Here is a 1,863-nt window from a genome sequence, read left to right as displayed (position 1 = left end):
AGTAGAAATCATTCATTTAAATGAAGATAGTTATCGTATGAAGCATCGTTCTACCATATTTGGGGAACAAAGTGTTTCAAAATAACGAGCAAAAATTGTTTCATTCTACTTGACGGTCACAAAGGGTTCTTTTTAATTCGGGAACAGAACTAAGTTTATATTTTACAGGATATTGTAAAATATTTTTCATCTCATTTAATGACATTCCTGTTTTTTTCAGACAAATGATCAGTTCCATTAGCTCTATGTCTTCTTCATCGTATATTCGATGTCCATTTCGTTTTCTTTTTGCATAAGGAAGCAATCCAATTTTTTCATAATAGCGGATCGCATCTTCAGTTAATCCGGTTTTCTTGGAAGCTTGCTTGATAGAATAAGCATTCAAATCATCACCTACTAATTTTGTTTACAGATAGATTAATTAAAATCTAAACGAGAAACTCGTTTTGGTAAATATCAATCAGTTGATTAAGTACTTGTGCCTCATAACCAGAGAATTTGATTGCAGTTTCTTTGCCCTTGTTTAACCAAAAATCCCGGTAATTTCGTTGTTGAAATTGAAAGCAGCTTCATATAAGCGAGATGCCCCTTTGCTTGGAGGAGAAAAAATAAGGTTCCTTATTGGAAGAATATAACTGGGCATTCTTTTTCCTTTGGTCAACTTCGTCCTGTTTGGTCCTGGGCAGACACTGCGAATTTTTATTCCCTCGGTCAATAGCTTCGGAGCAATTCCATTCGTCCACAGGGAAAGGGCTAATTTACTGTTCGCATATGGACCTATAATCTTTTTAAATGGAATTGTCTTAGGATCGATTACTGTATTTAAGTCAAATTGCTTCAAAAATAATAAAGAATTGGAAGACGTATTGATGATCGTTTTCTCCTGCCCCTGTAGTAACAGTTCTTTAAGTTCCATTGTAACGATATAAGGCACTAATGTATTAACTTCAAAATGAATTTCACGCCCTTGTCTGGAATATTTGTATTCAGCAAAACTGACTCCTGCATTGTTAAAAATCAAGTCAATTTTGGTCTCGCTTTTCTTAATCTGGCTAAGTACGTTTCTAAGGCTGGAGAATTCGGCTAAATCAGCTTTATACACTCTTAATAGCTTCTTTTTAAGAGCATCAATAATTATTGGTTGATCATTTAGAAAGTCAGAACGAATTACAACAATTACTTCCCATCCTTGAGATAGCATCTTTTTCGTCAATTCCAATCCAATCCCAGAGTTAGCTCCTGTAATCAATACCACTTTATTTTGTTCGTTCATTTTATTCTTCCTTTCTGTGTTTCCGATAGTAAACACAGATTACTACTTGGAGTGAACACCAAGTCAAGGAAAATTTATTTAATATATTTCCATAAACGATTTATATTCGTATCCTTTATAGTGTTATGAATAATCATTAAAATGGATACTAAACTAAGTTGCAACGTTAGTTGAATAAAACTGATTAGTTCGCAATCCGAATTAAAATAGACTTACAAATGAATATTAATACTGATTAAACTTAAAAGGTTGGTACAACTGTTTAATCAAAATGTAATTAAAGGATTGTTATTCAGCACTATACTATCATCGATTTTTAGTCTTACTATTATTTTTAACAATTTACATCACACAAAGATAAGATAAGAAAATTGAATCAAGAATAAATCGCAATTTTCGTCTATTCTGTAGGTTTGAAATAAAGTTTGATTAAATGTATCCACCCAAAAAACTCGTTCCAACTCCCCTCTGTAGACGTCAAGTCAAATTTTACACTTTTTGCTCGTTTCCTTTTTACACTTCTGCTGAAAAAATACTTTTCCTGTTTTTCATCCGATGACTTTCCTCATCCTCTCCACCATGTATGACTT

At 32.8% G+C, this 1,863-nt stretch carries 2 protein-coding genes; both read right to left on the bottom strand.

Annotated features, from left to right (window positions below; all coding sequences use genetic code 11):
* Nucleotides 1-100: 100 nt before the first annotated feature.
* On the bottom strand, nt 101-385 hold the full coding sequence (locus tag FCJ93_RS24590; protein WP_137744926.1) for a MerR family transcriptional regulator: 285 nt from the start codon (nt 383-385) through the stop codon (nt 101-103).
* A gap of 138 nt (nt 386-523) precedes the next feature.
* On the bottom strand, nt 524-1,273 hold the full coding sequence (locus tag FCJ93_RS24585; RefSeq protein WP_328592020.1) for an SDR family NAD(P)-dependent oxidoreductase: 750 nt from the start codon (nt 1,271-1,273) through the stop codon (nt 524-526).
* Nucleotides 1,274-1,863 lie beyond the last annotated feature (590 nt).

Origin of the sequence: Robertmurraya siralis, from assembly GCF_005502275.1 — a bacterium.
Lineage (GTDB): Bacteria > Bacillota > Bacilli > Bacillales > Cytobacillaceae > Robertmurraya > Robertmurraya siralis.
This window is presented reverse-complemented; position numbering and strand designations above follow the sequence as displayed.

What these genes read in the sequence shown, in the direction of transcription:
- FCJ93_RS24585 (WP_328592020.1), bottom strand. Translation starts at nt 1,273, where the DNA reads ATGAACGAACAAAATAAAGTGGTATTGATTACAGGAGCTAACTCTGGG.